Below are 26,829 nucleotides of genomic sequence, written 5' to 3' on the forward strand. Positions count from 1 at the left end.
TCACCCGGAGGCGGCCGGGCACGCCAGCCCGGCCGCCTCCTGTGCGCACCCCCATGCCACGGTCACGCCCGCACCCCCGTGGCCGTAGTTGTGCACCAGCACCCGCCCGTCCGGCAGCAGTTCGCGTTCCAGCCGCACCGCATCCCGTACCGGCCGCAGCCCCACCCGGTGCTCCAGGATCCGCGCCCCGGCGATCTCCGGCCGCAGGGCCGCGCACCGCCGTACGATCGCCTCGGCCACCGCCGGATCCGGCCGCAGCGACCACACGTCCTGCTCCGCCGTCCCGCCCAGCACCAGCCGCCCCGGCTGTGGGAAGAAGTACGCCATCTCCCCGGACGCGTCCTTGGAGACGAGCCAGGTGCCGATGCCTGGGTTCTCCACGACGACCAACTGTCCGCGCAGCGGCCGTACGGACTCGTCCGGCACCAGCTCACGCGCCCCCAGGGCCGTGCAGTTGACCACGACCGGCGCTTCGGCCTCGGCGAACGCCGACACCGTGCGCTCCTCGACCGAGCCGCCCGCCTTCACCAACCGCTCCCGCAGCCACGGCAGATGAGTCGACATGTCGATCAGCGGCAGCCGTGCCCACAGTCCCGTCCCGGCGTACTCCGCGGCCGTCGCCGCCCGGAGCCCGGGCAGCCGCGCCGCCGCCCAGCTGTCCGTCTCGTCCAGGTCTGTCTCGCCCAGTACCCCTTCGACCATGCGTACGCCGGTGACCTCGGAATGCTCGGCCAACTCCTCGTAGACGTCCAGCGAGTGCAGGGCCCACCTGCGCGCCGACGCCTCCGGCTCGATGCGGTAGGGCCACCACAGCGCGCCCGCAACCGCCGAGGTGGTCCGCTCGACGGGCTCCCGCGTCCACACCCGCACCCGTCGGCCGCGCTCGGCGAGCAGCACCGCCGTCGTCAGCCCGATGACACCCCCGCCGACGACGATCACATCGCCCTTCACGTCACTGTCCACGCGGGGACGGTAGCGGAATGTGTCATGCCGCGCTCAGAGCGGCCGCACTCTGGGGATACTCACAGCATGTCTGCCGCGTACGCGACCTTCGGCCTGGCACCGGCGATGCGTGCCGGTGAAGTTCTCGCAGACGGTGGCTACCAGGTCCACCGGGACTTCGTGGACTTCATCGTCGACGGACGCCCCCTGCTGTTCCAGCTGTCCGACCTGGACGCCGTCTCCCCACTCGCCTCCGACGTCCCGCCCGCGATCTTCACCGCCCAGGTGCGCAGCCTGCTCCTGGAGGCGGAGGCGCCCTTGCCCGGTGGGCGTTATGTCATCTACGGCTGCCCCGAATGCGCCGACCTTGCGTGCGGGGCGGTCACCGCGGTCATCGACAGAGCCGACGACGACTACGTGTGGCGGGACTTCGCCTGGCAGACGGAGGAGCAGGCCGACCTGGAGCTCAACGGCTACCACGGCATCGGCCCGTTCCGTTTCCACGGCGAGGAGTACCGGGCGGCGCTGAACTCCCTGCTGAACGGCGACGCCAACGGCAGCCGCCGCCGCGTCCTGCTGATCGGCGCCCGCGTCGCCCTGCTCGCCAAGCTCGCCGCCGCCCTGCGCACCATCGGCATCGGCGCCGACATCACCCGCGACGCCGACGACGTCCCCGCCGACGAACTGCGCGGCTACGGCGCCGTCGTCTTCGGCCGCGGGGTCGGCGAGGAGGAGCGCGCCGCCGTGCGCCGGGCCTTCGAACGCGCCGGAGTCGACGTGGCCTGCGTCGACGGACTCGCCCCCATCGTCCCGCTCCTCGTCGCCCAGATCGAACACGCCCTCGACCGCAGCCCGGTGGAGCAGCGCCGCCTCACCCGGCTGGTCGCCGCCGACGGCGAGGCGGGCGTCGAGATCACCTCCGCCTGCCGGGTCCGCCTCACCGCGTACCGCATCGACCGGCTCGCCCGCGCCCACACCCATGAGCTCTTCGACGGCCTCCTCGAAGCCGGCCGGCACCGCATCGCCCTGGACGCGAAGGCTGTGAAGGGGGAGTCCTTCGTGGTGGCGAGGACGGCGGGAAGCGTGCTGGTGGAGGCGATGGCCCACTGAAAACCGGGGCGACCGCCACGCCCGGTGGCCGTTAGGATCGACGGTCTGATGACTGCCACCCTCGTCGCCAAGAACCTCGCCGCCGGTCACGGCGACCGCGCGCTTTTCACGGGTCTCGACCTCGTCGTCGCGCCCGGCGATGTGATCGGGCTCGTCGGCGCCAACGGCGCGGGCAAGTCCACGCTGCTGCGCCTGCTCGCCGGGCTCGACGCGCCCGAACAGGGCGAGCTGCGGCTCTCCCCGCCGACCGCGACGGTCGGACATCTGCCGCAGGAGCCGGAGCGCCGGACGGGCGAGTCGGTGCGCGAGTTCCTCGCCCGCCGCACCGGTGTCGCCGAGGCCCAGCGGGCCATGGACGAGGCCACCCAGGAGCTGGTCGACGGGGCTCCCGGCGCCGACGACGCCTACGCGACGAGCCTGGAACGCTGGCTCGGCCTCGGCGGCGCCGACCTGGACGAGCGGGCCGAGGAGGTCGCCGACTCGCTCGGCCTCGCCGTGGGCCTCGACCAGCCGATGACCTCCCTGTCCGGCGGCCAGGCCGCCCGCGCGGGACTCGCCTCCCTGCTGCTCTCCCGCTACGACGTCTTCCTCCTCGACGAGCCGACCAACGACCTCGACCTGGACGGCCTGGAGCGCCTCGAACGCTTTGTGAGCGGCCTGCGCGCCGGCACGGTCGTCGTCAGCCACGACCGGGAGTTCCTCACCCGCACGGTCACCAGGGTCCTCGAACTCGACCTCGCCCAGCGGCAGATCAACCTCTACGGCGGCGGCTACGCGGCCTACCTCGAGGAACGCGAGGTGGCTCGCCGACACGCCCGCGAGGAGTACGAGGAGTACGCCGACAAGAAGGCCGCCCTCCAGGACCGCGCGCAGATGCAGCGCGCCTGGATGGACAAGGGCGTGAAGAACGCCCGGCGCAAGGCGGGCAACGACAACGACAAGATCGGCCGCAAGTTCCGCAGCGAGGCCAGCGAGAAGCAGGCCGCCAAGGCCCGGCAGACCCAGCGCATGATCGAACGGCTCGAGGCCGTCGACGAGCCGCGCAAGGAGTGGGAGCTGCGAATGGAGATCGCCGCCGCGCCCCGGTCCGGCGCGGTCGTGGCGACCCTGCGCGACGCCGAGGTGCGGCGCGGCGACTTCGTCCTCGGCCCGGTCTCCGTGCAGATCGACTGGGCGGACCGGATCGCGGTCACCGGTGCCAACGGCGCCGGCAAGTCCACCCTCCTCGGTGCCCTGCTCGGCCGCGTCCCCCTGGACGCCGGGCAGGCCGCCCTCGGCTCCGGCGTCCTGGTCGGCGAGGTCGACCAGGCCCGCAAGCTGTTCCACGGCCCCGAGGCGCTGCTGGACGCGTTTCGCGCGGCGGTCCCGGACACAGAACCGGTCGAAGTACGCACACTGCTGGCCAAGTTCGGGCTGAAGTCGGACCACGTCCTGCGCCCCGCCGCGACGCTCTCCCCGGGCGAACGCACCCGCGCCGCCCTCGCCCTCCTCCAGGGCAGAGGCGTCAACCTCCTCGTCCTCGACGAGCCGACCAACCACCTCGACCTGCCGGCCATCGAGCAGCTGGAGTCCGCCCTGGACGCCTACACCGGCACCCTGCTCCTGGTCACCCACGACCGCCGCATGCTGGACGCGGTCCATGTGACGCGTCGTCTGGAGGTCGCCGACGGCAAGGTGACCGAGCGTTAACGAGGCGTCAGCCGCGTCGCCAGCCCGCGGTAGTCGACCACACAGCCGTCCGCATCGAACTCCACCTCACTGCGGAAGCCGTCCGAGGCGAACCCCACCCGCCCACCGCCGTCGGTGCGCGCGAGATGCGTGTAGGTCTGCCGCGACGGCTGCACGGTCAGGTCCGGCACCGAGACCCAGGCCATCAGGAACTCCCGTTCCCCGGCCGTCCGATGCAGGTCGTGCCGCAGCACCGGCATCGTGTTGGTCAGCGGACACAACCCCAGATCGCAGTCGAGTGCCCCGCCGACCTCCGGCACCGGCTCCCCGTCGGCCGTCCACCCGCCCCGCCCGTCGTGCCGCAGATCAAGGGCATGCGTGTGCTCCGCGGTCTCGGCGATCACTCGCAGCCGCCGCGTCACATAGCGGTCACCGGTTTCGAGCTCGTACGAGATCCAGTACGCCTCCGGAGCCGTCCCCACCGCCCGGCCACGGGCCCGCAGGACACCGCCCTCGAACTCGACCCACGCAGTCTCATAACCGCGACTCGCGGTGACGTCCCAGGTGAGTGCACGCGAAGTGGTCATACCGCCACGGTACGGGCAGCAGAGCCCCGAAGCCGGTAGGGCGCGGGCCCGGCCCCGTACGGCGCGGGCGGGCCCGGATCCGTACGGCGCGGGCGGGCCCGGATCCGTACGGCGCGGGGCGTGCGGCCTGGACCCGTACGGTGCGGGCGGCGGGCCCGGATTCATGCGGCGCGGGGCGCGGGCCCGGCCCCTGCAGCACGAGGGGCCGGAACGGGCCCGACGCCGTGCGGTCCAGGGGCCGGGCCCGCGCGTTTCAGCCCCGGCCCTTCTTCGGGTCGAGCAGCCCTGCCCGGCGCAGGGCGTCGGCCATCGCGCTGTTGGCCGGGGCCGACGCCTGGCGCCCACCTCCGCCCGCGCCCCCACGACCGCCCTGTCGCTGCTGCGGCGGACGCCCGCCGCCCCGCTGCTGTCGGCGCTCGCCGGACGGCTGACCCTGCGGGGCCGCCTCGTCGTCCAGCCGCAGCGTCAGCGAGATCCGCTTGCGCGGAATGTCGACGTCGAGCACCTTCACCTTGACGATGTCACCCGGCTTGACGACGTCGCGCGGGTCCTTGACGAACGTCTTCGACATCGCCGAGACATGCACCAGACCGTCCTGGTGCACGCCGATGTCGACGAACGCGCCGAACGCGGCCACGTTGGTCACGACACCCTCCAGGACCATGCCCGCCTGCAGGTCGGAGATCTTCTCGACGCCCTCCTTGAAGGTGGCCGTCTTGAAGGCGGGCCGCGGGTCGCGCCCCGGCTTCTCCAGCTCCTTGAGAATGTCGCTCACGGTCGGCAGACCGAACGTGTCGTCCACGAAGTCCTGCGGCCTGAGCGAGCGCAGCACGCCCGTGTTGCCGATCAGCGACGCCACCTCCTGGCCGGAGGTCTTCACCATGCGCCGGACGACGGGGTACGCCTCCGGGTGCACGCTGGAGGCGTCCAGCGGGTCGTCCCCGCCGCGGATGCGCAGGAAGCCCGCGCACTGCTCGTACGCCTTCGGCCCCAGCCGGGCCACGCCCTTCAGCTCCGAACGTGATGTGAAGGGGCCGTTGGCGTCGCGGTGCGCCACGATGTTCTCGGCGAGTCCGGAGGAGATACCGGAGACGCGCGCGAGCAGCGGTGCGGACGCAGTGTTCACATCGACGCCCACGCCGTTCACACAGTCCTCCACCACCGCGTCCAGCGAACGCGACAGCTTCACCTCGGACAGGTCGTGCTGGTACTGGCCCACACCGATCGACTTCGGGTCGATCTTCACCAGCTCGGCGAGCGGGTCCTGCAGGCGGCGCGCGATCGACACTGCGCCACGCAGTGACACGTCCATCTCGGGCAGCTCCTGCGAGGCGAACGCCGACGCCGAGTACACGGAGGCGCCCGCCTCGGACACCATCACCTTGGTGAGCTTCAACTCAGGATGCTTGCTGATCAGTTCACCGGCGAGCTTGTCCGTCTCGCGCGACGCCGTGCCGTTGCCGATCGCGACCAGCTCGACCGCGTGCTCCTTGGCGAGCCGGGCCAGCTTGGCAATGGCCTCGTCCCACTTGTTGGCCGGGACGTGCGGATAGATCACGTCCGTGGCGACGACCTTGCCCGTGGCGTCCACCACGGCCACCTTCACACCCGTACGGAATCCGGGGTCCAGGCCCAGGGTCGCGCGCGTGCCCGCCGGGGCGGCAAGGAGCAGGTCTCGCAGGTTCGCCGCGAACACGCCCACCGCCTCGTCCTCGGCCGCGGTACGCAGCCGCAGCCTCAGGTCGATGCCGAGGTGGACGAGGATGCGGGTCCGCCAGGCCCAGCGGACCGTGTCCAGCAGCCACTTGTCGGCGGGGCGCCCGCGGTCGGCGATGCCGAACCGGTGCGCGACGATGCCCTCGTACGAAGACGGCCCCTCGGTGGGCTCCTCCGGCTCCAGGACGAGGTCCAGGACCTCCTCCTTCTCGCCGCGCAGCATGGCCAGGATCCGGTGCGAGGGCAGGTCGGTGAACGGCTCGGCGAAGTCGAAGTAGTCCGCGAACTTCGCGCCCGCCTCCTCCTTGCCCTCCCGCACCTTGGCAGCCAGCCGGCCGCGCACCCACATCCGCTCGCGCAGCTCGCCGATCAGGTCGGCGTCCTCCGAGAACCGCTCGGTGAGGATGGCGCGGGCGCCGTCGAGCGCGGCCTGCGGATCGGCCACGCCCTTGTCGGCGTCCACGAACGTGGCGGCCGCGGCAAGGGGCTCGACGGCCGGATCGCCGAGCAGCCCCTCCGCCAGCGGCTCAAGACCGGCCTCGCGCGCGATCTGCGCCTTTGTACGCCGCTTCGGCTTGTACGGCAGATAGATGTCCTCCAGGCGCGCCTTCGTCTCGGCGCCCCGGATCTGCGCCTCGAGCTCCTCGGTGAGCTTGCCCTGCTCGCGTACCGACTCCAGGATCGCCGTACGCCGCTCCTCCAGCTCCCGCAGGTAGCGCAGCCGCTCCTCGATCGTGCGCAGCTGCGCGTCGTCGAGCATCTCGGTCGCTTCCTTGCGGTAGCGGGCGATGAAGGGCACCGTCGAACCGCCGTCGAGCAGCTCCACGGCAGCCTTGACCTGCCGCTCCCGTACGCCGAGCTCCTCGGCGATCCTGCCTTCGATGGACCCTACGAGGGGTGTCGTCACGATCCCGTACCGCCTTCTCCACTTCGGGTTGCGCGGCAATTGTGGCAGGTGGCACCGACAGCAGGGGACCAGGGCGGAAATGCGGCGGGGCGGCGGCCGTCAGACGTGCCGCGCGCCGCGCCGGCCGGACCCCGAGGCTCCCCCGAGCAGGCGGGCCAGCGCCCGGAACGGCAGCGTCACCACGGTGGCGACGGCACCGCCGATCTGCCGCAGGACATCAGCGAGAGCACGGAACACGGGAATCTCCTTTCGTCTTCGCAATGCTCACCAGGACCAGGCAACGCTCACCAGGACCAGGTGACGTCCGGGTACCGCACCCGTCGTAGCCCATGCACCCGGCACGCGCGTGTGCGGGCCGAGCCGCTTCATCTTGATGTGGACACGCTCCACGTGAAGCGCGGCTGCCGGCGCTCCAGGAACGCGGTGACGCCCTCCGCGGTGTCGGTGTTGCCGCGTGCCCGGTCCGCCCAGTGGGCGTCCCGGTCGGTGCGTCCGTCGGCGAACTCCTTCGCCGCGGCCTGCGTCAGCTGCGAGCGGGACACCAGTGTTCGGGCGAACTCGGCCACGCGCTTGTCGAGTTCGCCCTCGGGCAGCACCTCGTCGACCAGCCCCGTGCGCAACGCCCGCTCGATGCCGATCAACTCGCCGGAGAACAGCAGGTACTTGGCGGTGGCCGGACCGACCAGCGCCACCAAACGCCGGGTGGCGGAGGCCGGATACACGATCCCCAGCTTCGCCGGTGTCACCCCGAACAGCGTGCCCTCCTCCGCGAACCGCAGGTCGCAGGCCGCCGCGAGCTGTGCCCCGCCGCCCACACAGTGCCCGCGGATCGCCGCCAGCGTCGGCTTCGGAAACGCGGCAAGGGCCTCCTCGGCCTGCACGGCCAGCACCTGCGCCGTCTCCGGCGAGTCCTGGAGCGTGGAGATGTCGGCCCCTGCGCAGAACGTGCCGCCCGCACCCGTCAGCACCAGGGCGCGTACGTCCGGATCGGCGGCCAGGGTGTCGAGCAGCGGCGGCAGCACCCGCCACATCGCGGCCGTCATGGCGTTGCGCTTGGCGGGATGATCGATCACGACGGTGGCCACGGAGTCGGCGACCCGGTGCGACAGCTGGGGCTCCATGCGCGGGATGCTAGCCGCAGGTACGTCAGCTGCTGTGTTCCGGGCACTGCAAACCCGTACAACCCGAAGAGTTCGCAAAGCCTGCATGAGTGGGACAGGAGCAGTCCCACAACTGACCGTGTCATACGCCAACGGTCAGAAGTGTGCGATAACAGCTGACTTGTGTTCAGGTCTCCGGCATGGAGTGGCTCGTTACCAACACTCGACGTGTGGTGACAATCGAGCACAAGGGTGGCGACCGGACGATGGACAACCACGGGCGCGGGCCCGCCCCACGCCCAGAAGGCGGCGCAGATGCACCGGTCGAGCCGAGGACGCGCGAGCCGCTGCCGTTCGAGGGCGTGTGGCGGTTCACCGCTCCCGCCGTCGACGCCTCGGTCCCGCAGGCCCGGCACGCGGTACGGGACCTGCTGATCCGCCAGCGGGTCCCGGTCTCGGACGAGCTGGCCCAGGGCCTGCTGCTGATCGTCTCGGAGCTGGTCACGAACGCCGTCCGGCACGCGGCGCTGCTGTCGCCGATGCTCGCCGTGGAGGTCGCCGTCGGCGCCGAGTGGGTGCGGGTGTCCGTGGAGGACAACCACCCCTACCGCCCGACCGCCCTCGAGGCCGACCACGGCCGGACGGGCGGCCGGGGCCTGCTCCTGGTACGGGAGGTCACCCGGGAGGCGGGCGGCGTGTGCGACGTCGAGCACACGGCGAGCGGCGGCAAGGTGATCTGGGCCGCCCTGCCGCTCGACCACGCCCGGTTGCTGTGAGGGTCACCAACCCGCGGACGGGCCGGTCAGCTCCCTGATCGCGGGGCGGGCCGCGTCCAGCACCGTCATGAACCAGGACGAGAAGGTGTCCTTGGCGTGCCGCTCCGCCAGTTCGTCGGGGGTGACGAAGGCCGTCGCGTGCACCTCCTCCGGATCCGGCCGGAGCGGCGCCTGCACCAGGCCGACGAAGAGGTGGTTGTACTCCTGCTCCACCAGGCCCGAGTGCGGGTCCGGGTGGTTGTAGCGGACGGTGCCCGCCTCGGCGAGCAGCGCCGGGGAGACCCCGAGCTCCTCGTACGTCCGCCGGGCTGCCGCCGCGAACGGCGCCTCGCCCGGGTACGGGTGACCGCAGCAGGTGTTGGACCACACGCCGGGGGAGTGGTACTTGCCCAGCGCCCGCTGCTGGAGCAGCAGCCGGCTGTAGTCGTCGAACAGGAACACCGAGAACGCCCGGTGCAGCTGTCCCGGGGGCTGATGGGCGGCGAGCTTCTCCGCGGTGCCGATCGTCACGCCGTCCTCGTCGACCAGTTCCAGCAGGATCGCTTCCGCGGTGCCGTTCGACGAGCTGTGCGTCGCGGTGGCAGGTGTGATCGGCATACCCATCCTTCGCCTCGTTCCTCGCGCCCCAGTCTGCCGTACGAATCCGGCACTCCCGGCACTTCCCGGCGCGTCGGCACCGGAAGAGGGGCCCGGTAGGTGATCGTGCCCGGCGCGGATCGGGGAGAACCGCCCGCGACGGGGGCGTACGACTACCAGGACGCGATCGCGCGCCGGACCGATGCGCTCCACCCCCGGCGGATCACCGGTGGCCGGGCGTCAGTAGCACAGCCGGGCCTCGTGTTCCGCGTGCCCGCTCGGCTCCAGCTGGAAGGTGCAGTGCTCCACGTCGAAGTGGTGGCCCAGGCAGCCCTGCAGCTCGTGAAGCATCTTCTCGTGTCCTATCGCGTTCAGGACGTCGGAGCGGACCACCACGTGCGCGGACAGCACCGGCAGGCCCGACGTGATCGTCCAGGCGTGCAGGTCATGGACGTCCTCCACGCCGTCCAGCGCCAGCATGTGGGCCCGGACCTCCGCCATGTCCACGCCCTTGGGGGCCGACTCCAGCAGGACGTCGAGGGTCTCGCGCAGCAGCTTCAGCGTCCGCGGCACGATCATCAGGCCGATGACGAGCGAGGCGACCGGGTCGGCGGCCTGCCAGCCGGTGGTGAGGATCACCACCGCCGAGATCAGCACCGCGACCGAGCCCAGCGCGTCGGCCGCGACCTCCAGGAAGGCGCCGCGCACGTTCAGGCTCTCCCGCTGACCGCGCACGAGCAGCGTGAGCGAGATCATGTTCGCGACCAGACCGATCAGACCGAACACAACCGTCAGCCCGCCCTCGGTGCCGGCCGGCGTGATGAACCGCTGGATCGCCTCGTACAGGACGTACCCGCCGACCCCGAGCAGCAGCAGACAGTTGGCGAGCGCGGCGAGGATCTCGGCACGGGCGTATCCGAAGGTGCGGTTCGCGCTCGCCGGGAGGTTGGCGAAGTGGATCGCGAGCAGGGCCATGCCCAGGCCGACCGCGTCGGTCGCCATGTGCGCGGCGTCCGCGATCAGCGCGAGGGAGTCCGCGAGCACGCCGCCGACGATCTCGACCACCATGACGGTGAGCGTGATGCACAGCGCGATCCGCAGCCGGCCGCGGTACGCCGCGGCCGCCGTGCCGCTGACCGGCGCGGCGTGTGCATGCCCGTGATCGTGCCCAGCCCCCATGAAAAAGCCGCCCTCCTGCGATCGGTCCGAGACCACAGTGAACTACGGGCGGGGGACATCGGGCAACGCGGCACTGAACACCGTTGTCATATGCTCTGACCTGCGCAAACGAACAGCAGGTCAGAGTGCTTCGGTGATCATCCGCCGTGGTGCAGCAGCCATCCCCGCCAGGCCGACTCGACCATCTCGCGCACCCCGCGCCGGGCCGTCCAGCCCAGCTCCTGCGCCGCCAGTTCGGCCGAGGCGACCGCACGCGGGGCGTCCCCGGGGCGACGCGCCTCGACGACTGCCGGACGCGTGTCCCCGGTCACCTCACCGATCAGCGTGACCAGCTCGCGCACCGAGACGCCCTCGCCCCGGCCGATGTTCACCGTGAGGTCGCCCGCGGCATCCGGGGCGGACAGCCGCCGGGCCGCCGCGAGGTGGGCGTCGGCGAGGTCGGCGACATGGATGTAGTCGCGGATGCAGGTGCCGTCCGGCGTCGGGTGGTCGTCGCCGAAGATCCGCGGTGCCCGGTCGCGGGTGAGCCGGTCGAAGACCATGGGGACCACGTTGAAGACACCGGTGTCGGCCAGCTCCGGCGCGGCAGCGCCCGCCACGTTGAAATAGCGCAGGCACACCGTCGCGATCCCGTGCGCCCGGCCTGCCGCCCGCACCAGCCGTTCACCGGCCAGCTTGGTCTCGCCGTACGGACTCATCGGGGCGCACGGTGTGTCCTCCGTGATGAGTTCCACATCCGGATTGCCGTAGACGGCCGCCGACGAGGAGAACAGGAACCGTTCGATTCCGGCTTCGGCGACTGCGTCGAGCAGTGTCGCCAGTCCGCCCACGTTCTCCCGGTAGTACCGCGTCGGCTGCGCCACGGACTCGGCGACCTGCTTGCGCGCGGCGAGATGCACCACACCCGTCACCGCATGCTCGGCGAGGACCCGCTTCAGCAGTGCCTCGTCCAGCGACGACCCGCGAACCAGCGGGACGTCCGCCGGGAGCCGCGCCGGAACCCCGGCCGACAGGTCGTCCAGCACGACCACGCGCTCCCCGGCCCCGGCCATGGCCCACGCCACATGTGCCCCGATGTATCCGGCGCCGCCGGTGATCAGCCATGTCATGGCAGCCCACCCTAAGCCTGTCCGAGAAGGCGGCAGTCCCTCACCGGAGTGCCGGATGCCGTGAATGCCCGTTCTGGTAGCGCGATTTTGTGCGGCGGGCCCGGCATCCCTGATGATGATCGACGCGGAGGTCCCAGCAGACCGTGTCGACCGGGCCATGAACGGCCGGTGAACACAGGCTTGTCATCATCCGATAGCCTCTGCCGACATGTCGCCCGCCTGGCGCAGCCGATCACGCGGCCCGGGGGCGGCCTCCACCATGCACACGGCCGACGTGGATGCGTCGGCACCCAGGGAGTGAGTTCGGTTGTCGACCGCCATCCTCACCGGCCAGCCGGTCCCCGGATCGTCGATCGAGGACGATCTGCGGTCCCTCGGCTTCGAGGTGCGTAGCGCCGCCGACCCGGCCGCCGCCGAGACCCTCCTCGCCCAGGTGCCGGCCGACGAACGGGTTGCCGTGGTCGACGCGGGTTTCGTCGGCCACCTGCACGCCCTGCGCCTCGGCCTCACCGACCCCCGCTTCCCGCTCGCCGCGATTCCGGGCGCCGTGACGGCCCAGCCGGCCGGCCACCGGGCACTGACCCACGCGCTGGCCCGCGAGAACTCGGCCGGCGCCGGGGCGACCCTCGTCGGCAGCCTCGCCGACCGTATCGTCACCGCCCTCGACGCCGACGTGCACCGTCCCGAGCTCGGCAGTCTGGTCGCCGCGGTCCCCGCCGACCCGCAGGCCCGCAACGAGGCACGGCAGGCCGTCGCCGCCGTCGACGACGAGGCCGTACGCCTGAAGTCCGCCGTGAAGGCCCGCGACGGCTTCTTCACCACCTTCTTCATCAGCCCTTACTCCCGCTACATCGCCCGCTGGTGCGCCCGCCGCGGCCTCACCCCCAACCAGGTCACCACCGCCTCCCTCGTCACCGCTCTGATCGCGGCGGCCTGCGCGGCCACCGGCACCCGGGGCGGCTTCGTCGCGGCCGGCGTCCTGCTGATCGCCTCCTTCGTGCTGGACTGCACCGACGGCCAGCTCGCCCGCTACTCGCTCCAGTACTCCACCCTGGGCGCCTGGCTGGACGCGACCTTCGACCGGGCCAAGGAGTACGCCTACTACGCGGGCCTCGCGCTCGGTGCGGCCCGTGGCGGCGACGACGTGTGGGCCCTCGCACTCGGCGCGATGGTCCTGCAGACCTGCCGGCACGTCGTCGACTTTTCTTTCAACGAGGCCAACCACGACGCCACGGCCAACACCAGCCCCACCGCCGCCCTCTCCGACAAGCTGGACAGCGTCGGCTGGACGGTGTGGCTGCGCCGGATGATCGTTCTGCCGATCGGCGAACGCTGGGCGCTGATCGCCGTCCTCACGGCGGCCACCACCCCGCGGATCACCTTCTACGTGCTGCTGATCGGCTGCGCCTTCGCGGCCACGTACACCACGGCGGGCCGCGTCCTGCGGTCGCTGACCCGCAAGGCACGGCGGACGGACCGCGCGGCGCAGGCGCTGGCCGACCTCGCGGACAGCGGGCCGCTCGTGGAACTGCTGAAGCGCACCGCCCCACGTTTCCCGGCACCCCTCAGCGCTGCCGTCGGCGGTCTCCTCGTAGTGATCTCCGCCGCAGTCTGGGGTGCCGCATGGCCGACCCTGCTGTGCGCGATCGCGTACGCCGCCCTGTCCGCCGTCGCTGTCGCACGCCCTCTCAAGGGCGCCCTGGACTGGCTGGTTCCGCCCTTCTTCCGGGCCGCCGAGTACGGCACCGTCCTCATCCTGGCGGCTGAATCAGAGGTGAACGGGGCGCTTCCCGCTGCTTTCGGGCTGGTTGCGGCCGTCGCCTACCATCACTACGACACGGTCTACCGTATCCGCGGCAACGCGGGTGCGCCCCCGCACTGGCTGGTGCGGGCGATCGGGGGGCATGAGGGCCGGACCCTGGTGGTCACCGTGCTTGCCGTGTTGCTGACCGCCGCGCAGTTCGAGGTCGCGCTCACGGTCCTCGCCGTGGCCGTAGCCCTGGTGGTGCTCGTCGAGAGCACCCGCTTCTGGGTGTCCGCAGGGGCCCCCGCCGTACACGACGAAGGAGAACCCGCATGATCGGCCTCGTGCTGGCGGCCGGCGCCGGCCGGCGTCTGCGCCCCTACACCGACACCCTGCCCAAGGCACTGGTGCCGGTGGGGCCCGCGGGCACCGAGGACGGGACCGACGGGATCACAGTTCTCGACCTGACCCTCGGCAACTTCGCCGAGATCGGCCTGACCGAGGCCGCGATCATCGTCGGCTACCGCAAGGAGGCCGTCTACGAGCGCAAGGCGGCCCTGGAGCAGAAGTACGGCCTGCGGCTCACCCTCATCGACAACGACAAGGCCGAGGAGTGGAACAACGCCTACTCCCTGTGGTGCGGCCGTGACGCCCTCAAGGACGGCGTGATCCTCGCCAACGGCGACACCGTCCACCCGGTCTCCGTCGAGAAGACGCTGCTCGCCGCGCGCGGCGACGGCAAGAAGATCATCCTCGCCCTCGACGCCGTGAAGCCGCTGGCCGACGAGGAGATGAAGGTCGTCGTCGACCCTGCCAAGGGCGTCCAGAAGATCACCAAGCTGATGGACCCGGCCGAGGCCACCGGCGAGTACATCGGCGTCACCCTGATCGAGGGCGACGCCGCGCCCGAGCTGGCCGACGCCCTGCGCACGGTGTGGGAGAACGACCCCCAGCAGTTCTACGAGCACGGCTACCAGGAGCTCGTGAACCGCGGCTTCCGGATCGACGTGGCCCCGATCGGCGACGTGCCGTGGGTCGAGATCGACAACCACGACGATCTCGCCCGGGGACGGGAGATCGCGTGCCAGTACTGACCCGGCTCATACCCTCGCCGGTCGTCGTGGACATCCGCCCGGGTGCCCTCGACGACCTGGCCGGCGTGCTCGCCGACGAACGCATCTCGCACTCGGGCAAGCTCGCCGTCGCCGTCAGCGGCGGCTCCGGCGCCCGGCTGCGCGACCGGGTCGCCCCGCAACTGCCCGGCGCCACCTGGTACGAGGTCGGCGGCGGCACCCTCGACGACGCCGTCCGGCTGGCCGCCGACATCAAGGCCGGCCACTTCGACGCACTCGTCGGCCTCGGCGGCGGCAAGATCATCGACTGCGCCAAGTTCGCCGCGGCACGCGTGGGCCTGCCGCTGGTCGCCGTCCCCACGAACCTCGCGCACGACGGCCTGTGCTCGCCGGTCGCCACCCTCGACAACGACGCCGGCCGCGGCTCGTACGGCGTGCCCAACCCGATCGCCGTCGTCATCGACCTCGACGTCATCCGCGAGGCCCCGGTCCGCTTCGTCCGGGCCGGCATCGGCGACGCCGTCTCCAACATCTCCGCGATCCGCGACTGGGAGCTGGCCAACCGCGTCAAGGGCGAGAAGATCGACGGCCTCGCCGCCGCCATGGCCCGCCAGGCCGGCGAGGCGGTGCTCCGGCACCCGGGCGGCATCGGTGACAACGACTTCCTCCAGGTACTGGCCGAGGCGCTGGTCCTCAGCGGCATCGCCATGTCCGTGTCGGGCGACTCCCGCCCCTCCTCCGGCGCCTGCCACGAGATCAACCACGCCTTCGACCTGCTGTTCCCCAGGCGCGCCGCCGCCCACGGCGAGCAGTGCGGGCTGGGCGCGGCCTTCGCCATGTACCTGCGCGGAGCCCACGAGGAGTCGGCCTGCATGGCCGAGGTGCTGCGTCGGCACGGACTTCCGGTGCTGCCGGAGGAGATCGGCTTCACGGACGACGAATTCGTCCGCGTCGTGGAGTTCGCTCCGCAGACCCGGCCCGGCCGCTACACGATCCTCGAACACCTCGACCTGACCACCGACCAGATCAAGGACATCTACGCCGACTATGTCAAGGCCATCGGTAGCTGAACTCCGCCCCGTCGTTCACCCCGCGGGGGTGAAGGACCGGCGCAGCGGTGAGCACTGGATGGGACGCCTCTACATGCGCGAGGTGTCCCTGCGGGTCGACCGCTACCTGGTGAACACCAGGGTCACGCCCAACCAGCTCACGTACCTGATGACCGTCTGCGGTGTCCTCGCGGCCCCGGCACTCCTGGTGCCGGGGATCCCCGGGGCGGCGCTCGGCGTGATCATGGTCCAGCTCTACCTGTTGCTGGACTGCGTCGACGGTGAGATCGCGCGCTGGAAGAAGCAGTACTCGCTGGGCGGTGTCTATCTGGACCGCGTCGGTGCCTACCTCACCGATGCCGCGGTCCTCGTCGGCTTCGGCCTGCGCGCCGCCGACCTGTGGGGCAGCGGCCGTATCGACTGGCTGTGGGCCTTCCTCGGCACCCTCGCCGCCCTCGGCGCCATCCTGATCAAGGCCGAGACCGACCTCGTCGGTGTCGCCCGCCACCAGGGCGGACTGCCGCCGGTCAAGGAGGCTGCCTCCGAGATGCGCTCCTCCGGCATGGCGCTCGCCCGCCGCGCCGCGGCCGCGCTCAAGTTCCACCGCCTGATCCTCGGCATCGAGGCGTCCCTGCTGATCCTGGTCCTGGCGATCGTCGACCAGGTCCGCGGCGACCTGTTCTTCTCCCGGCTCGGCGTCGCGGTGCTGGCCGGCATCGCGCTGCTGCAGACCGTGCTGCACCTCGTGTCCATCCTCGCCTCGAGCAGGCTGAAGTGAGCGGCATGAAGGTCGGGGCGGTCATCATCACCATGGGCAACCGCCCCGAGGAGCTGCGCGCCCTGCTCGACTCGGTCGCCAAGCAGGACGGCGACCCGATACCCGTGGTCGTCGTCGGCAACGGCTCACCCGTGCCGGAGGTCCCCGACGGTGTCCGCACGGTCGAGCTGCCCGAGAACCTCGGCATCCCCGGCGGCCGCAACATCGGCATCGAGGCCTTCGGCCCCAGCGGCCGTGACGTCGACATACTGCTGTTCCTCGACGACGACGGCCTGCTCGCCCGCACCGACACCGCCGAGCTGTGCCGCCAGGCCTTCGCGGCCGACCCGAAACTCGGGATCGTCAGCTTCCGCATCGCCGACCCGGACACCGGCGTCACCCAGCGCCGCCACGTCCCCCGGCTGCGCGCCTCCGACCCGATGCGCTCCTCCCGGGTCACCACCTTCCTCGGCGGCGCCAACGCCGTCCGCACCCAGGTCTTCGCCGAGGTCGGCGGCCTCCCGGACGCATTCTTCTACGCCCACGAGGAAACCGACCTCGCATGGCGGGCCCTCGACGCGGGCTGGATGATCGACTACCGGTCCGACATGGTGCTGTACCACCCGACGACCGCGCCCTCGCGGCACGCGGTCTACCACCGCATGGTCGCCCGCAACCGCGTCTGGCTCGCCCGCCGCAACCTGCCCGCCCCCCTGGTGCCGGTCTACCTGGGCATCTGGCTGCTGCTCACCCTGCTGCGCCGCCCCTCGCGGCCGGCTCTGCGAGCATGGTTCGGCGGGTTCCGGGAAGGCTGGCGCAGCCCGTGCGGCCCCCGCAGGCCCATGAAGTGGCGTACGGTGTGGCGGCTGACCCGGCTGGGCCGACCTCCTGTCATCTGACAAGCTCGTCCCTGAGAGCATTCGGGGCGTAACGCTCGGCTCCCGGCCCGTGGCCGGCCAGCACCGGCCGCGCATCTCGAAGACGAAAGTTTCCACCAGTGAGTGAGACAACGCACGACCGCTCAGTCGCGGTGACCGCGCCCGCGTCACCCGACGAGGGACTGACCGCGACGGAGCTCGCGGCGAAGTACGGCCTGTCCGTGAGCGGCGCCCGGCCCTCCCTCGTCGAGTACGTCCGCCAGCTCTGGGACCGGCGTCACTTCATCCTCGCCTTCTCGCGGGCGAAGCTGACCGCCCAGTACAGCCAGGCCAAGCTCGGCCAGCTGTGGCAGGTGGTCACGCCACTGCTGAACGCGGCCGTGTACTTCTTCATCTTCGGGGTGATCCTGGAGGCCGACCGCGGGATGGAACGCGAGGTCTACATTCCGTTCCTGGTCACCGGCGTGTTCGTGTTCACCTTCACGCAGAGCTCGGTGATGGCGGGCGTCCGCGCGATCTCCGGCAACCTGGGGCTGGTCCGCGCCCTGCACTTCCCGCGGGCCTCGCTGCCGGTGTCCTTCGCGCTCCAGCAGCTCCAGCAGCTGCTCTTCTCGATGATCGTGCTGTTCGCGGTGACCGTTGCCTTCGGCAGCTACCCGGACCTGTCCTGGGTGCTGATCCTTCCGGCGCTGGCCCTGCAGTTCTGCTTCAACACCGGCCTCGCGCTGATCATGGCCCGGGCCGGCGCCAAGACGCCCGACCTGGCGCAGCTGATGCCGTTCGTGATGCGTACCTGGATGTACGCGTCCGGTGTCATGTACTCCATCCCGATCATGCTCGCCGACAAGCCGCAGTGGATCGCCGACGTGCTGCAGTGGAACCCGGCGGCCATCTACATGGACCTGATCCGCTTCGCCCTGATCGACGACTACGGCTCCGAGTGGCTCCCCGACCACGTGTGGGCGGTCGCGGGCGGCTGGGCCCTCCTCTTCGCCGTCGGCGGCTTCGTGTACTTCTGGAAGGCGGAGGAGAGGTACGGACGTGGCTGAGCGCACCCCCGAGGACCGCATCCCCACCGTCATCGCGGACGACCTGCACATCGTCTACCGCGTCAACGGCGCCAAGACCGGCAAGGGCAGCGCCACCGCCGCCCTCAGCCGCATCCTGAAGCGTGGCGATGAGCGCGGCGTGCGCAAGGTGCACGCCGTGCGGGGTGTCTCCTTCGTCGCCTACCGCGGCGAGGCCATCGGTCTGATCGGCTCCAACGGCTCCGGCAAGTCGACCCTGCTGCGCGCCATCGCCGGCCTGCTGCCCGCCGAGAGCGGCAAGGTCTACACCGACGGCCAGCCCTCGCTGCTCGGTGTGAACGCGGCCCTGATGAACGACCTGACGGGCGAGCGGAACGTGATACTGGGCGGGCTCGCCATGGGCATGTCCCGGGAGCAGATCAAGGAGCGCTACCAGGAGATCGTCGACTTCTCCGGCATCAACGAGAAGGGCGACTTCATCACCCTCCCGATGCGCACCTACTCCTCCGGCATGGCCGCCCGCCTGCGCTTCTCCATCGCCGCCGCCAAGGACCACGACGTCCTGATGATCGACGAGGCCCTCGCCACCGGCGACCGCAAGTTCCAGAAGCGCTCCGAGGAACGCATCCGGGAGCTGCGCAAGCAGGCCGGCACGGTGTTTCTGGTCAGTCACAACAACAAGTCGATCCGCGACACCTGCGACCGTGTCCTGTGGCTGGAACGCGGCGAGCTGCGCATGGACGGCCCGACCGACGAGGTCATCAAGGAGTACGAGAAGTTCACCGGCAAGTAGCCCGGGTGTCCAGGGCCTGTCTTTCGGATCACGTCTTTCCGGCCGAGGGCACCCGAAAACGCTGGTGAGCGGGGCTTGGTGCGTGCAGCTGCAAGGCGGAGGAGGGAGTCGGCGACCGACGACAACGCGGCAGATGTGCGTGCGAAGCCCCGCGGCCCGGGCGTGATCCGAAAGACAGGCCCTGGGCCTCACCGGAACTGTTCCGGCGGGGCCCTGCGTCGTGTGCAAAGGGGCCTTGAGCCACCGGCAAAGGAAACGTCAACTCCGGCTTGCCGTAGGAATCTTGAGGTCAATCGGTGTGTTGTTGTGATGCGCCGGACACCCCCACGCTCCACGGCGCGTTGTACAACGTAAGCTGTACCGGTGCCGAATCACGGCAAGTAGGGCGATAATGCGCGACACCTACCACCGGGCGGCCGCACGAAACCCGGGCGGCGTGTCCGAAATAGTGCGTATTGGGTCGGCAGTGTAGAACGGGAGATGTGACGGCAATGGCTACGGAAACTCCCCAGCCCCGCGCAGCATGTGCCGTCCCCGCCCCGGGCAGCAAACGGTGACGGGAACCGACACGGCGCGCACGGCCGATCCGGAGCGCGCGACGCTGGACAAGGCCACGGCCGAGAACTTCCCCGTGGCCCCTTTCTTCCTGCCCAGAGCCTGGCGCACCGACCTGATGGCCGTGTACGGCTTCGCCCGACTCGTCGACGACATCGGTGACGGCGACCTGGCCCCCGGCGGCGCCGACGCACGGCTGCTCGGCGTGTCGGCCGACCGGGCCGGGGACCGGCTGGCGCTCCTCGACGCCTTCGAGGCCGACCTGCGCCGTGTCTTCGACTCCACGCCGCGCCACCCCCTGCTGCGCCGTCTCCAGCCGACCGTCCGCCGGTGCTCCCTCACGCCCGAGCCGTTCCTCGGCCTGATCGCCGCCAACCGCCAGGACCAACTGGTCAAGCGGTACGAGACCTACGACGACCTGCTCGCCTACTGCGAGCTGTCCGCCAACCCCGTGGGCCGGCTCGTCCTCGCCGTGACCGGCACCTCCACCCCCGAGCGGATCCGCCGCTCCGACGCGATCTGCACGGCCCTGCAGATCGTCGAGCACCTTCAGGACGTGGCCGAGGACCTCGGCCGTGACCGCATCTATCTGCCCGCCGAGGACATGAAGCGCTTTCATGTCCAGGAGGCGGATCTCGCCACGCCCACAGCGGGCGCGTCGGTGCGCGCACTGGTTGCGTACGAAGCGCAACGCGCCCGCGTTCTCCTGAATGAAGGCGCCCCCCTCGTGGGTAGCGTGCACGGCAGGTTGAGGCTGCTGCTTGCGGGGTTCGTGGCGGGGGGAAGGGCGGCAATCCGTGCGATCGCCGCCGCCGAATACGACGTACTTCCCGGCCCGCCCAAGCCCGGCAAGCTCCAGTTGCTGCGTGAGGTGGGCGTGACTCTGCGAGGAGAGGGGTGATCCGGACCGTGGAGTCGGAACCACACGTGTCCGCACCGGTACTCGCTGCCTACAGCTACTGCGAGGCCGTCACCGGACAGCAGGCCCGTAACTTCGCCTACGGCATCAGGCTGCTGCCGACGCCCAAGCGCCGGGCCATGTCGGCGCTGTACGCGTTCTCCCGCCGCGTCGACGACATCGGCGACGGCGCGCTCACCGACGACGTGAAGATCGCCAGACTCGAGGACACCCGGGCACTGCTCACCCGGATCCACGAGGAGGCGGTCGACGAGGACGACACCGACCCGGTCGGCGTCGCCCTCGCTCATGCCGCCCAGCAGTTCCCGATCCCGCTCGGCGGCCTGGACGAGCTCATCGACGGCGTCCTGATGGACGTACGCGGCGAGACCTACGAGACCTGGGACGACCTGAAGGTCTACTGCCGCTGCGTGGCCGGTGCCATCGGGCGGCTCTCGCTCGGCGTTTTCGGAACGGAACCGGGGGCGCGCGGCACCGAGCGCGCCTCCGAGTACGCCGACACGCTCGGGCTCGCACTCCAGCTCACCAACATCCTGCGGGACATCCGCGAGGACGCCGAGGGCGGACGCACCTACCTGCCCGCCGACGACCTGGCCAAGTTCGGCTGCTCGGCCGGGTTCAGCGGGCCGAAACCGCCGGAGGGCTCCGACTTCGCGGGCCTCGTGCACTTCGAAGTGCGACGGGCCCGCGCCCTTTTCGCCGAGGGCTACCAGCTCCTGCCCATGCTCGACCGGCGCAGCGGCGCCTGTGTCGCCGCGATGGCCGGCATCTACCGCCGCCTCCTCGACCGCATCGAGCGCGAACCGGAAGCCGTGCTGCGCGGCCGGGTCTCACTGCCCGGACGCGAGAAGGCGTACGTCGCCGTGCGCGGTCTGTCCGGCCTGGACACCCGGCATGTGACCCGGCGGACCGTCAGGAGGCGCGCCTGATGGACAACCTGGGACAGGGTGACGCCACCGGCGAAATGCGGCACGCAACCCTCCGCTGCCGGGCCGCGTCCCAGACTGCAACGACCTGCCGTGACCGGTTCTCGCGCCGCGGCCGGTACGTGGGGGAGGGTGCACGATGACCGACGGCACGTGGTCGGGGTCCGCCAGGGACGCCGTCGTGATCGGCGGAGGGCTCGCCGGTATCACCGCCGCGCTCGCGCTCGCCGACGCCGGAGTGCGCGTCACCCTGCTCGAAGGACGGCCCCGGCTCGGCGGGCTGGCCTTCTCCTTCCAGCGCGGCGAGCTGACCGTCGACAACGGACAACACGTCTACCTGCGCTGCTGCACCGCCTACCGCTGGTTCCTCGACCGTATCGACGGCGCGGCACTGGCTCCGCTGCAGGATCGTCTCGACGTGCCCGTCCTCGACGTCACCAAGCCCGAGGGCCGGCGGCTCGGCAGGCTGCGGCGCGACGCCCTGCCCGTGCCCCTGCATCTGGGGCGCAGCCTGGCGACGTATCCGCACCTCTCACTCGCCGAGCGTGCCATGGTCGGCCGGGCCGCGCTCGCGCTCAAGGGCCTCGACCTCGCCGATCCGACCCTGGACGCACAGGACTTCGGCAGCTGGCTGACCGCGCACGGTCAGTCGGCGCGTGCCGTCGAGGCCCTGTGGGACCTGGTCGGGGTCGCCACCCTCAACGCGGTCGCGGGCGACGCCTCCCTGGGGCTCGCCGCGATGGTGTTCAAGACCGGTCTGCTGTCCGACCCGGGCGCGGCCGACATCGGCTGGGCGCGTGTCCCGCTGGGCGAACTGCACGACCGGCTGGCCCGCAAGGCGCTCGACTCCGCGGGCGTCCGTACCGAACTGCGCTCACGAGTCACCTCCATCTCCCGGAACTCCCAGTACGAGAACGGGCGTTGGACCGTTCAGGTTCCCGGCGAGACCATCGAGACGGACGCAGTCGTACTCGCCGTACCCCAGCGCGAGACGTACGACCTGCTGCCGGACGGCGCCCTGGACGCCCCCGACCAGCTGCTGCGGATCGGCACCGCGCCGATTCTCAACATCCATGTCGTCTACGACCGCAAGGTGCTCGTCAGGCCCTTCCTGACCGCGCTCGGCACGCCGGTGCAGTGGGTCTTCGACCGCACCGAGGCGTCCGGGCTCGAGCAGGGGCAGTACCTCGCGCTGTCGCAGTCCGTGGCCCAGGACGAGATCGACGCTCCGGTCGCCGAGCTGCGCGAGCGGTACCTGCCCGAACTCGAAAGGCTGCTGCCCCGCGCCCGCGGTGCCGAGGTGCGGGACTTCTTCGTGACCAGGGAGCGCACCGCCACGTTCGCTCCCGCCCCCGGCGTCGGACGGCTGCGGCCCGGCGCCCGTACCAAGGCACCCGGCCTGTACCTGGCCGGAGCGTGGACCGCCACCGGGTGGCCCGCGACCATGGAGAGTGCGGTCCGCAGCGGCATCGGTGCGGCGGACGCCGCGCTGAGCGCCCTGGGCCGGCCCCGCCCCCGCCACCTCTTCGACGTCGAGGAGGCGGCCTGATGCTCGATCAGCGCGCGGCAGGCCCCCGCACCCCCGGTACCGCAACAAGAGGAGAGACTGTGCCCACTGTGCCCCTGGCCTCGAAGGCCGCTCGAGAGACCGCGGTGGACGTGACCGCGCTTCTGGAGCGCGGCCGGACCCTGGCCACACCGGTACTGCGGGCGGCCGTCGACCGCCTGGCACCTCCCATGGACACGGTCGCCGCCTATCACTTCGGCTGGATCGACGCCGCGGGCAACCCTGCCGACGGCGACGGCGGCAAGGCCGTGCGCCCCGCCCTCGCGGTGCTGTCCGCCGAGGTCACCGGGGCCGCGCCGGAGGTCGGCATTCCCGGAGCGGTCGCCGTCGAACTGGTCCACAACTTCTCGCTGCTGCACGACGACCTGATGGACGGCGACGAACAGCGCCGGCACCGCGACACCGTCTGGAAGGTGCACGGCCCCGCCCAGGCCATCCTGGTCGGTGACGCCCTGTTCGCCCTGGCCAACGAGATCCTCCTGGAGCTCGGCACCGTCGAGGCCGGCCGGGCCACCCGCCGGCTGACCACGGCGAGCCGCGCCCTGATCGACGGCCAGGCCCAGGACATCTCCTACGAGCACCGCGACCGCGTCAGCGTCGAGGAGTGCCTGGAGATGGAGGGCAACAAGACCGGCGCCCTGCTGGCCTGCGCCAGCTCCATCGGCGCGGTGCTCGGCGGCGCGGACGAGCACACTGCCGACTCCCTGGAGAAGTACGGCTACCACCTCGGCCTCGCCTTCCAGGCCGTCGACGACCTGCTCGGCATCTGGGGCGACCCGGAGGCCACCGGCAAGCAGACCTGGAGCGATCTGCGCCAGCGCAAGAAGTCCCTGCCGGTCGTGGCCGCGCTCGCGGCGGGCGGCGCCGCCTCCGAGCGGCTCGGCGAGATCCTCGCCGCCGACGCCAAGAGCAGCGACTTCGCGAACTTCTCCGAGGAGGAGTTCGCGGCCCGCGCCGCCCTCATCGAGGAGGCGGGCGGCCGCGAGTGGACCACCGAGGAAGCACGCCGTCAGCACACCATCGCCATCGAAGCCCTCGACGCCGTCGACATGCCCGACCGGGTGCGGCAGCAGTTCACGGCGCTCGCCGACTTCGTCGTCGTACGAAAGAGATGATCACTATCGGCCGAATAGCTCTCGCGTAGTCGCCGGCCGGTGCCGCGGATTCGTGTGTACCGGCCGACGGCGGACCCACAGCAGACGCACCACCGGAAGTGACTGCACGAAGGGGAAGCCATGACAGCGACGACCGACGGAAGCACCGGGGCCCAGCCGCCCCGCGCTGCCGCGGCCAGCGAAACCGACAGCACCACCCCCGAGGCGGCCGGGGGCCGAGAAGCCGCCGTACACGCCGTCCGGCGCGCCACCGACTTCCTGCTGTCCCGCCAGGACGCCGAGGGATGGTGGAAGGGCGACCTCGAGACGAACGTCACCATGGACGCCGAGGACCTGCTGCTGCGTCAGTTCCTGGGCATCCGCGACGAGTCCACCACCCGCGCCGCCGCCCTGTTCATCCGCGGCGAGCAGCGTGAGGACGGCACCTGGGCCACCTTTCACGGGGGACCGGGCGAACTCTCCACCACCATCGAGGCGTACGTCGCCCTGCGCCTGGCCGGCGACGCGCCCGACGCCCCGCACATGGCGAAGGCGTCGGAGTGGATCCGGGCAGCGGGTGGCGTTGCCGCCTCCCGCGTCTTCACCCGGATCTGGCTCGCCCTGTTCGGCTGGTGGAAGTGGGAGGACCTGCCCGAACTCCCGCCGGAGCTCATCTACTTCCCGACGTGGCTGCCGCTCAACATCTACGACTTCGGCTGCTGGGCCCGGCAGACCATCGTCCCGCTGACCATCGTCTCCGCGAAGCGGCCGGTCAGGCCCGCGCCTTTCCCGCTGGACGAGCTGCACACCGATCCGGGTGACCCGAACCCGGTGAAACCCCTTGCACCTGCGGCGAGTTGGGACGGGGCCTTCCAGCGGCTCGACAAGGGCCTGCACGCCCTGCGCAAGGTCGTGCCGAGGAAGCTGCGCAGAGCCGCCATGAACACCGCGGCGCGCTGGATCATCGAGCGGCAGGAGAACGACGGTTGCTGGGGCGGCATCCAGCCGCCGGCCGTGTACTCGCTCATCGCCCTGCATCTGCTCGGCTACGACCTCCAGCACCCGGTGATGCGGGCCGGGCTGGAGTCGCTGGACCGGTACGCCGTCCGGCGCGAGGACGGTGCCCGGATGATCGAGGCCTGCCAGTCGCCGGTGTGGGACACCTGCCTGGCGACCATCGCGCTCGTCGATGCCGGGGTGCCCGCCGATCACCCGCAGCTCGTCAAGGCCGCGGACTGGATGCTGGGCGAGCAGATCGTCCGGCCCGGCGACTGGTCGGTGCGCAGACCGGGGCTGCCACCGGGCGGCTGGGCGTTCGAGTTCCACAACGACAACTACCCCGACATCGACGACACGGCCGAGGTCGTCCTCGCACTGCGCCGGGTCAGGCACCACGACCCGGAGCGGGTGGAGAAGGCGATCGGGCGCGGGGTGCGCTGGAACCTCGGCATGCAGTCGAAGAGCGGGGCGTGGGGCGCCTTCGACGTCGACAACACCAGCCTGTTCCCCAACCGGCTGCCGTTCTGCGACTTCGGCGAGGTCATCGACCCGCCGTCCGCGGACGTCACCGCGCACGTCGTGGAGATGCTCGCGGCCGAGGGCCTGGCCCACGACCCGCGCACCCGGCGCGGCGTCCGGTGGCTGCTGGCCCAACAGGAGCCGAACGGCTCCTGGTTCGGGCGCTGGGGCGTCAACTACGTCTACGGCACCGGGTCGGTGGTGCCCGCACTCGTCGCGGCGGGCATCCCCGGTTCGCACCCGGCGATCCGCCGGGCGGTGACCTGGCTGGAGAGCGTGCAGAACGACGACGGCGGCTGGGGCGAGGACCTGCGCTCCTACCAGGACGTCGAGCGATGGAGCGGCCGCGGCGCCTCCACCGCCTCCCAGACGGCCTGGGCGCTGATGGCCCTGCTGGCGGCCGGCGAGCAGGACTCCAAGGCCGTCGAACGCGGTGTCGCCTGGCTCGCCGCGACCCAGCGGGAGGACGGCTCCTGGGACGAGCCGTACTTCACCGGCACCGGCTTCCCCTGGGACTTCTCCATCAACTACCACCTCTACCGGCAGGTCTTCCCGCTCACCGCCCTCGGCCGGTTCGTGAACGGAGAGCCCTTCGCACCGGCCAAGGGGAGCTGATGAGCACGCCGCCCGCCTCGGCACCGCTGCTGATCGCCTGTGCGCTCGGCATCGAGCGCCTGGCCCTGCGCCTGGGCGACCATGGCGGTGCCGACGGGCCGGTCACCGTCCTGCGCACCGGCATGGGGCCCCGGTCGGCCGAGCGCTCCGTCACCCGGGCGCTGGCCGACCCCGCCCTCACCGAGGCCTCCGTGCTCGCCACCGGCTTCTGCGCGGGGCTGGCCCCCGGCATGCATCCCGGCGACCTGGTCGTCGCCGAGGAGACCCGGCACCCGCATGGCAGCACGCCGTGCGTGGGCACCGAACTGCTCGTCAAGGAACTCATCCGTGCCGTGCCCGGCCGCACCGTCCACACCGGGCCGGTCACCGGCTCCGACCACGTCGTCCGTGGTCAGGAACGTGCCGACCTGCTCGCCACCGGCGCGATCGCGGTCGACATGGAGTCGGCGGCAACGCTTCTGAGCGCGGGGCGCGTGGGTGCGCGTCCGGTTGCGGCCGTCCGGGTGGTCGTGGACGCTCCAGAACATGAGCTCGTCCGGATCGGCACGGTGCGCGGTGGAATATCTGCTTTCCGCGTCCTTCGTTCCATTCTTCCCGCATTCTTTGAATGGCACCGTAATGTGTTGCTCCCCAGGAGGTGAGC

General features: G+C 71.3%; 24 protein-coding genes. 16 read left to right on the forward strand and 8 right to left on the reverse strand.

The features are described 5' to 3' along the window. The gene (locus StrepF001_RS36200; RefSeq protein ID WP_129802410.1) at positions 1 to 963 is read right to left on the reverse strand and encodes an FAD-dependent oxidoreductase; all 963 of its coding nucleotides are present in this window, start codon (positions 961 to 963) and stop codon (positions 1 to 3) included. Between the two features lie 66 nt (positions 964 to 1,029). Here StrepF001_RS36200 and StrepF001_RS36205 point away from each other — a divergent pair, with 66 nt between their 5' ends. After that, positions 1,030 to 2,052, forward strand: coding sequence for an oxidoreductase (locus tag StrepF001_RS36205; protein ID WP_129802411.1), 1,023 nt, complete (start codon positions 1,030 to 1,032; stop codon positions 2,050 to 2,052). A 48-nt stretch (positions 2,053 to 2,100) separates the two neighbouring features. Further along, on the forward strand, positions 2,101 to 3,741 hold the full coding sequence (locus tag StrepF001_RS36210; protein WP_129802412.1) for an ABC-F family ATP-binding cassette domain-containing protein: 1,641 nt from the start codon (positions 2,101 to 2,103) through the stop codon (positions 3,739 to 3,741). Here StrepF001_RS36210 and StrepF001_RS36215 read toward each other — a convergent pair. From StrepF001_RS36215 to StrepF001_RS36225, 4 genes are all read right to left on the reverse strand, one after another. Beyond that, positions 3,738 to 4,307: a putative glycolipid-binding domain-containing protein gene (locus StrepF001_RS36215; RefSeq protein ID WP_129802413.1), complete on the reverse strand. Its 570-nt coding sequence runs from the start codon at positions 4,305 to 4,307 to the stop codon at positions 3,738 to 3,740. The genes StrepF001_RS36210 and StrepF001_RS36215 overlap by 4 nt on opposite strands. 253 nt (positions 4,308 to 4,560) lie before the next feature. Then, entirely contained in the window at positions 4,561 to 6,930 is a 2,370-nt protein-coding gene (locus StrepF001_RS36220; protein ID WP_129802414.1) for a Tex family protein, read from the reverse strand. Between the two features lie 99 nt (positions 6,931 to 7,029). Continuing rightward, positions 7,030 to 7,167 (reverse strand): LPFR motif small protein, encoded by a 138-nt coding sequence (locus StrepF001_RS45910; protein WP_165396478.1) that lies wholly within the window; start codon positions 7,165 to 7,167, stop codon positions 7,030 to 7,032. Positions 7,168 to 7,295: 128 nt separating this feature from the next. Beyond that, a complete protein-coding gene (locus StrepF001_RS36225; protein WP_129802415.1) occupies positions 7,296 to 8,051 on the reverse strand; it encodes an enoyl-CoA hydratase/isomerase family protein in 756 nt (251 codons plus the stop codon). 245 nt (positions 8,052 to 8,296) lie between these two features. On the opposite strand from StrepF001_RS36225, the gene StrepF001_RS36230 reads away from it, so the two are divergent. Further along, positions 8,297 to 8,806: an ATP-binding protein gene (locus tag StrepF001_RS36230; RefSeq protein WP_129802462.1), complete on the forward strand. Its 510-nt coding sequence runs from the start codon at positions 8,297 to 8,299 to the stop codon at positions 8,804 to 8,806. 3 nt (positions 8,807 to 8,809) lie between these two features. Here the strand turns inward: StrepF001_RS36230 and idi are convergent, their stop codons facing one another. The 3 genes from idi to galE all read right to left on the reverse strand — a co-directional run bounded on the left by idi (position 8,810) and on the right by galE (position 11,670). Next, the gene (gene idi / locus StrepF001_RS36235) at positions 8,810 to 9,403 is read right to left on the reverse strand and encodes an isopentenyl-diphosphate Delta-isomerase (RefSeq protein WP_129802416.1); all 594 of its coding nucleotides are present in this window, start codon (positions 9,401 to 9,403) and stop codon (positions 8,810 to 8,812) included. 219 nt (positions 9,404 to 9,622) lie between these two features. Then, positions 9,623 to 10,561, reverse strand: coding sequence for a cation diffusion facilitator family transporter (locus tag StrepF001_RS36240; RefSeq protein WP_129802417.1), 939 nt, complete (start codon positions 10,559 to 10,561; stop codon positions 9,623 to 9,625). Positions 10,562 to 10,698: 137 nt separating this feature from the next. Continuing rightward, positions 10,699 to 11,670 carry a UDP-glucose 4-epimerase GalE gene (gene galE / locus StrepF001_RS36245; RefSeq protein ID WP_129802418.1) on the reverse strand — a complete coding sequence of 324 codons (972 nt, stop codon included), beginning with the start codon at positions 11,668 to 11,670 and terminating at the stop codon, positions 10,699 to 10,701. A gap of 307 nt (positions 11,671 to 11,977) precedes the next feature. On the opposite strand from galE, the gene StrepF001_RS36250 reads away from it, so the two are divergent. The 13 genes from StrepF001_RS36250 to StrepF001_RS36310 all read left to right on the forward strand — a co-directional run bounded on the left by StrepF001_RS36250 (position 11,978) and on the right by StrepF001_RS36310 (position 26,827). After that, positions 11,978 to 13,750, forward strand: a complete 1,773-nt coding sequence (locus StrepF001_RS36250) for a DUF5941 domain-containing protein (protein WP_129802419.1) — start codon at positions 11,978 to 11,980, stop codon at positions 13,748 to 13,750. Continuing rightward, positions 13,747 to 14,508 carry a phosphocholine cytidylyltransferase family protein gene (locus StrepF001_RS36255; RefSeq protein ID WP_129802420.1) on the forward strand — a complete coding sequence of 254 codons (762 nt, stop codon included), beginning with the start codon at positions 13,747 to 13,749 and terminating at the stop codon, positions 14,506 to 14,508. Before StrepF001_RS36250 ends, StrepF001_RS36255 begins: the two co-directional genes overlap by 4 nt. Beyond that, positions 14,496 to 15,557 (forward strand): iron-containing alcohol dehydrogenase family protein, encoded by a 1,062-nt coding sequence (locus StrepF001_RS36260; RefSeq protein WP_129802421.1) that lies wholly within the window; start codon positions 14,496 to 14,498, stop codon positions 15,555 to 15,557. Before StrepF001_RS36255 ends, StrepF001_RS36260 begins: the two co-directional genes overlap by 13 nt. Beyond that, positions 15,535 to 16,314: a CDP-alcohol phosphatidyltransferase family protein gene (locus StrepF001_RS36265; protein WP_129802422.1), complete on the forward strand. Its 780-nt coding sequence runs from the start codon at positions 15,535 to 15,537 to the stop codon at positions 16,312 to 16,314. Before StrepF001_RS36260 ends, StrepF001_RS36265 begins: the two co-directional genes overlap by 23 nt. A 5-nt stretch (positions 16,315 to 16,319) precedes the next feature. After that, a complete protein-coding gene (locus tag StrepF001_RS36270) occupies positions 16,320 to 17,192 on the forward strand; it encodes a glycosyltransferase (RefSeq protein ID WP_129802463.1) in 873 nt (290 codons plus the stop codon). 98 nt (positions 17,193 to 17,290) lie between these two features. Next, on the forward strand, positions 17,291 to 18,220 hold the full coding sequence (locus tag StrepF001_RS36275; RefSeq protein WP_129802423.1) for an ABC transporter permease: 930 nt from the start codon (positions 17,291 to 17,293) through the stop codon (positions 18,218 to 18,220). Further along, on the forward strand, positions 18,213 to 18,992 hold the full coding sequence (locus StrepF001_RS36280) for an ABC transporter ATP-binding protein (RefSeq protein WP_129802424.1): 780 nt from the start codon (positions 18,213 to 18,215) through the stop codon (positions 18,990 to 18,992). Before StrepF001_RS36275 ends, StrepF001_RS36280 begins: the two co-directional genes overlap by 8 nt. Before the next feature lie 553 nt (positions 18,993 to 19,545). Next, complete coding sequence (gene hpnC / locus StrepF001_RS36285; protein WP_129802425.1) at positions 19,546 to 20,448, forward strand: squalene synthase HpnC; 903 nt, start codon at positions 19,546 to 19,548, stop codon at positions 20,446 to 20,448. Further along, positions 20,445 to 21,395: a presqualene diphosphate synthase HpnD gene (hpnD, locus tag StrepF001_RS36290; RefSeq protein ID WP_129802426.1), complete on the forward strand. Its 951-nt coding sequence runs from the start codon at positions 20,445 to 20,447 to the stop codon at positions 21,393 to 21,395. Before hpnC ends, hpnD begins: the two co-directional genes overlap by 4 nt. A gap of 136 nt (positions 21,396 to 21,531) precedes the next feature. Then, a complete protein-coding gene (gene hpnE, locus StrepF001_RS36295) occupies positions 21,532 to 22,941 on the forward strand; it encodes a hydroxysqualene dehydroxylase HpnE (RefSeq protein WP_129802427.1) in 1,410 nt (469 codons plus the stop codon). Positions 22,942 to 23,009: 68 nt separating this feature from the next. Further along, positions 23,010 to 24,074: a polyprenyl synthetase family protein gene (locus tag StrepF001_RS36300; RefSeq protein ID WP_165396481.1), complete on the forward strand. Its 1,065-nt coding sequence runs from the start codon at positions 23,010 to 23,012 to the stop codon at positions 24,072 to 24,074. A 120-nt stretch (positions 24,075 to 24,194) separates the two neighbouring features. Next, entirely contained in the window at positions 24,195 to 26,186 is a 1,992-nt protein-coding gene (gene shc / locus StrepF001_RS36305) for a squalene--hopene cyclase (protein ID WP_129802429.1), read from the forward strand. Continuing rightward, positions 26,186 to 26,827, forward strand: coding sequence for a 1-hydroxy-2-methyl-2-butenyl 4-diphosphate reductase (locus StrepF001_RS36310; RefSeq protein ID WP_129802430.1), 642 nt, complete (start codon positions 26,186 to 26,188; stop codon positions 26,825 to 26,827). Before shc ends, StrepF001_RS36310 begins: the two co-directional genes overlap by 1 nt. Positions 26,828 to 26,829: the final 2 nt, after the last annotated feature.

Source organism: Streptomyces sp. F001, from assembly GCF_004187715.1.
GTDB classification, from domain to species: Bacteria; Actinomycetota; Actinomycetes; order Streptomycetales; family Streptomycetaceae; genus Streptomyces; species Streptomyces flavusporus.